This window comes from Arthrobacter sp. 2YAF22_2, assembly GCF_052114645.1.
Classification (GTDB): Bacteria; Actinomycetota; Actinomycetes; order Actinomycetales; family Micrococcaceae; genus Arthrobacter.
Window position 1 is genome coordinate 1 of sequence record NZ_JBFRFD010000308.1, and the last position, 4591, is coordinate 4591.

The 4591-nt window shown below is 69.7% G+C and carries 5 protein-coding genes; 2 read left to right on the forward strand and 3 right to left on the reverse strand.

Going from position 1 to position 4591, the window contains the following annotated elements:
* The coding region (locus AB4Y86_RS12805; RefSeq protein ID WP_441402601.1) for a VOC family protein at positions 1 to 439 on the forward strand (439 nt) is incomplete at its 5' end.
* 110 nt (positions 440 to 549) lie between these two features.
* On the opposite strand, the gene AB4Y86_RS12810 is transcribed toward AB4Y86_RS12805, so the two are convergent.
* On the reverse strand, positions 550 to 1359 hold the full coding sequence (locus AB4Y86_RS12810) for a CPBP family intramembrane glutamic endopeptidase (RefSeq protein WP_441402602.1): 810 nt from the start codon (positions 1357 to 1359) through the stop codon (positions 550 to 552).
* 80 nt (positions 1360 to 1439) lie between these two features.
* On the opposite strand from AB4Y86_RS12810, the gene AB4Y86_RS12815 reads away from it, so the two are divergent.
* A complete protein-coding gene (locus AB4Y86_RS12815) occupies positions 1440 to 2096 on the forward strand; it encodes a histidine phosphatase family protein (RefSeq protein WP_441402603.1) in 657 nt (218 codons plus the stop codon).
* On the opposite strand, the gene hutI is transcribed toward AB4Y86_RS12815, so the two are convergent.
* Positions 2093 to 3304, reverse strand: coding sequence for an imidazolonepropionase (gene hutI / locus AB4Y86_RS12820; RefSeq protein ID WP_441402604.1), 1212 nt, complete (start codon positions 3302 to 3304; stop codon positions 2093 to 2095). The genes AB4Y86_RS12815 and hutI overlap by 4 nt on opposite strands.
* 11 nt (positions 3305 to 3315) lie before the next feature.
* A complete protein-coding gene (locus tag AB4Y86_RS12825) occupies positions 3316 to 4431 on the reverse strand; it encodes an NAD(P)/FAD-dependent oxidoreductase (RefSeq protein WP_441402605.1) in 1116 nt (371 codons plus the stop codon).
* Between the last annotated feature and the right edge of the window lie 160 nt (positions 4432 to 4591).

Genomic DNA, 4591 nt, shown 5'->3' on the forward strand with positions numbered 1-4591 from the left:
GGCCCCGTTCGGCCAGGCCGTACGCGCCCGCTCGGCCGCCGGCGGCGGCTGGATGGGCTGGTGCGTCGAGGTTGACGACCTGGCCCCCTTCGAGGAGCGGCTGGGCCGCGCCGCCGTCAATGGCAACCGCAAATTCCCGGACGGCCGCGAACTGGTCTGGAAGCAGATCGGCATCCTGGGCCTGATCGCGGATCCGCAGGTCCCCTACATGCTCAAATGGGAGGGCGACCCCGCGTTGCACCCGTCCCACGCGTATGAGAGCAGCGTCAAGATGTCTGAACTCACCATCGCGGGCTCGGCCGAGCGCGTCACCGAGTGGCTGGGCGTCCCGGTGGAGAAGCCGCTGGAGGACGTCGCTGTCAACTGGCTGGCCCCCCGCGGGACGCCGGGAATCATGTCCGTCACTTTCGAAACCGCCTCCGGGGCCGTCACCATCTGACGCCTTCGGTCCACCAAACTTCGGCCGCCAGCAGCGGGTGCCAATGATGCCACCCGCCGCCGGCGGCCGAAACCCTTTAACCCGGCGGGTTGGCCCGGCAGTCCATCGACTCAGCCCAGGCCGATCGCCTTGCCGAAAAGGCTGAAGCCGACGAAGGCGACGGTGTCCAACACAGCATGCGCGATCACCAGCGGCATCACCCGGCGGGTGCGCGTGTAGATCAGGGCAAAAATGACGCCCATGATGGCGTTGCCGATGAACGGCCCGAAGCCCTGGTACAGGTGGTAGCTGCCGCGCAGCATGGAGCTGGCGAAGATGGCCAGCGGCATGCCCCAGCCGAACTTGCCGAGCCGGTCCAGCAGGTATCCCACCACGATCACCTCCTCCACGATCCCGTGCCGGATCGCGGAGAGGATGAGCACCGGCACCGTCCACCAATAGGAGTCCAACGCGCTGGGGATGATCGCCGTAGTTATTCCCAGCGCCCGGCCGGCCGCGTAGAGGCCCAAAGACGGGATCCCGATCAGCGCGGCGAGGCCCAGGCCCTGGACCAGGTCCTTGCCGGGACGGGCGAAGTTGAAGCCCAGTTTCCGGAACGCCGAGGTGCCGGTGCTGGCTGTGAAAGTGCCGCCGGCCGGGTCGGCGGGGCCGGCGGGTCCGGCGGCCCGGTGTTCGGTAAGGAAGTAGATCACCAGCACCACCGGGACCAGGGCGAAGATGATGTCCAGCAGCTGGTAGGTCAGGTCGAAGTATTCGCGGCTGCTCTGCGAGCGGTTCAGCGTCGACGTGCCCTGCGCCAGCGGCGCCCTGGTCATCTTGTCCAGCAACTGCACCACCGAGTACACCGCCGACTGCCCCAGGGACAGCCCCAGGACGATCCAGACTTCTAGCCGCAGCCGACGGCGGGAGGGAACCAACATGCTTCTATCTTGCCTGCCGTTTCAGGGAGTTGACTGCAAGTGCCTATGCTGGGGGCGTGAGTGCGCCCGGGAAAATATTCATGATCCGGCATGGCCAGTCCGCCGCCAATGCCGACACGTCGATTTACAACCGGGTGCCCGACTACCGGATCCCGCTAACCCCGCTCGGTGTCGAACAGGCCACGGCGGCCGGCGAGCAGCTCCGGCGCGAGCTCGACGGCCAACAGGTGTGCGTCTATGTCTCCCCCTACCTGCGGGCCTACCAGACCCTGGAGGCACTCCGGCTGGGCTCCCTCACCGAGCGCGTGATCGAGGAGCCGCGGCTGCGCGAACAGGACTGGGCGAACTTCCAGATCGCCGGCGACATCGAGGACCAGAAGGAGCTCCGCAACGCCTACGGGCACTTCTTCTACCGCTTCCGCGAGGGCGAATCCGGCTCCGACGTCTATGACCGGATCTCCTCCTTCATGGAGACCCTGTACCGGCATTGGGCCAGGCCGGACTACCCGCCGAATGCGTTGTTTGTGACGCACGGGCTGACCATGCGGCTGTACTGCATGCGCTGGTTCCACTGGTCGGTGGAGTACTTCGAGTCGCTGAACAACCCGGACAATGCGGAGATCCGTACTCTACTGCGCACCCCGCTGGGCAAGTACGAACTGGACAAGCCGTTCAGCCAGTGGGAGGACCGCCGGGTGGACGAGACCGTGCTGGACGCCCCGCCGATGGTGTTCTAGCGGGCGCGGACGCCGGCGCGCCAGACGGCGTGGGTCAGGGGCATCCCCGGCCGGTACGCCAGGTGGGTGGCGGACGGGGCGTTGAGTAGGTGCAGGTCCGCCCGGTGGCCGACGGCAATCGAGCCGACCGCCCGCTCGCCGTCGACGTCGTTCCCGGACTCCCGGCCCAGCGCCAGCGCGCCCCCGTACGTCGCGGCGCGGACGGCTTCGTCCACGCTGAGCCGCATCTGCAGCACCGCCGTCGTGACGCAGAACGCCATCGAGCTGGTGTAGGACGTCCCGGGGTTGCAGTTGGAGGCGAGGGCCAGCTGGACGCCGGCGTCGAGCAGTTCCCGGCCCGGCGCCAGCGGCTGCCGGGTGGACAGGTCGCAGGCCGGCAGGCAGGTCGCGACGGTGCCGCGCTCCCCTGCGCCGGCCGCTGCCTCCCAGCCGGACCAGCTGTCCGCCAGGGCCTGGACGTCCGCCCGGGAGAGGTGGTTGACGTGGTCCACGCTGGCGGCCCCGAATTCCACCGCCAGCCGCACTCCGGGGCCCTCCCCCAGCTGGTTGCCGTGCACGCGCAGTCCCAGCCCCGCGTCCCGGCAGGCCTGGAGCACGCGGCGGGACTGGTCCTCGGTGAAGGCGCCCCGTTCGCAGAAGACGTCGGCCCAGCGCACGTAGGGGCGGACCGCGGCGAGCATGGGCCCACAGACCAGGTCGGTGTACTCCTCGGCGTCCATGCCGGCGGGAACCAAATGCGCGCCGAGGTAGGTCGCCTCGTCAGCGACGGTGGAGGCGATCCGGGCGCTGCGGGCCTCGTTGTCCACGTCCAGGCCGTAGCCGGTCTTGGTCTCAAGGTAGGTGGTGCCCTGGGCGACAGCCTCCGCCACGCGCCCAAGTGCGAGCCGGGTGAGGTCGAAGTCGCCGGTGTCCCGGGTGGCGCCTGTGGTGACAGCGATCCCGCCGGCGCTGTAGTCCTCGCCCGCCATCCGGGCTTCGAACTCCGCGGTCCGGTCCCCGGCGAAGATCAGGTGGGTATGCGAATCCACCCAGCCGGGCAGCAGCGAGCGGCCGCCGGCGTCGACGGCGTCGTCGGCCGCGGGGGCCGCGGCGGCGGCGCCGATCCAGGCGATGCGTTCGCCCTCGATCACGATGGCCGCATCCTTGAGGACCCGGTGGTCCGCGTCCTGGGTCATCAGTTCCGCGATATTGGTGATCAGGGTGCTCATGGGTCCATTCTTCAGCCCCGGATCGACATCCGGGTCGCCGCCAGCGCCGCGGCTGTCCGGGATGCCGGACTGCCGGCAGGGAACGGCTCCCGGGATTCCGGCCCGGCGAGGATCTGCTCCGCGGCGAGCTCGGCGATGCCGGAGGAGGTCTGGAAACCGTAGCCGCCCTGGCCGGCAAGCCAGAAGAAGCCCGTAGCCTCGGCGTCGAACCCCACCACCGGGATGCCGTCGGTCGCTTCGGTGCGGAGCCCGGTCCAGGCCCGGCTGACGCTGCCGATCCCCATCGTGGTGATGGTGTTAAGCCGGGCGATGAGCGCCTCGATGTCGCCCGGATACGGCCTGGCGTCCTCGGGGCCGCTCGGCACGGATTCGGACGGCGAAATCAGAACCTGCCGCCGCCCGTCGGGACGGAAGTAGAAGTTGCCTGTCGACGCCACCATCGGACAGCCGACCGGCAGGGGGTTCTCGACGTCGACGATCGCCGCGGTGCGGCGGTAGGGCTGGAGTCCGAGCTTCTCGACGCCGCTGAGCACCGCGAGCTCGTCGGCCCACGCGCCGGCGGCGTTGACCACGACGGCGGCCTCGAACCCCTCCTGCCCGGCGCCGAGCTCCCAGCCGGTGCCGAGGCGCTGCGCCGAGTGGACCCTGGCGCCGGTGATGATGTCCACGCCGCCCGCGGCGGCCCGCTCCCGGTGGTCATCCAGCAGCAGGGACGCATTGCAGGCAAAGGACCCGGAGTCCAGGCCGGCGGCAGTGAAGGCGCCCGGCTGGAGCGCGGGGCAGAGGTCCAGGGCCTCGGCGTGACTGATCCGCTGCATGAACCCGCTAGCCTGCTGCTGGACGGTTTCCTCGTCACCGATCAGCATGAACCGGCGCGGCGAGAGAACGGGCTCGGGCCGGGTGCCCTCGTGGGTGCCGAGGAGTTCCAGGGTGCGCATGGTCAGCTCCTGGACCACGGGCGGCCCGTAGCTGGGGATCAGTTGCCGGGCCGAGCGGGCGGAGGTGTGGTAGCCCAGCGACTGCTCGGCTTCGACCAGGGCCACACTGCATTTGCCGGCGAGAGCGGAGGCAAGGGACAGGCCGGCAATSCCGCCGCCGACGATYACGACATCGTATTKAGCTGACATGGTCCCATCCTTGCACCCGGCGGCAGGTCACGTCAGTAGTTTCCGCAGGGTGGTCGCGGGCCACGCCGCGACCACGCGCCTAAACCGGGGCAGCCAGCCTAAACGACGGCGGCCAGCTCGTCGCGGCTGCGGACGAACGCCTGGACGCAGCGCTCGACGT

Coding starts and splice junctions, on each gene's coding strand:
- hutI (WP_441402604.1), bottom strand. CDS start 3,304: ATGAGCACCCTGATCACCAATATCGCGGAACTGATGACCCAGGACGCG.
- AB4Y86_RS12815 (WP_441402603.1), top strand. CDS start 1,440: ATGATCCGGCATGGCCAGTCCGCCGCCAATGCCGACACGTCGATTTAC.
- AB4Y86_RS12810 (WP_441402602.1), bottom strand. CDS start 1,359: ATGTTGGTTCCCTCCCGCCGTCGGCTGCGGCTAGAAGTCTGGATCGTC.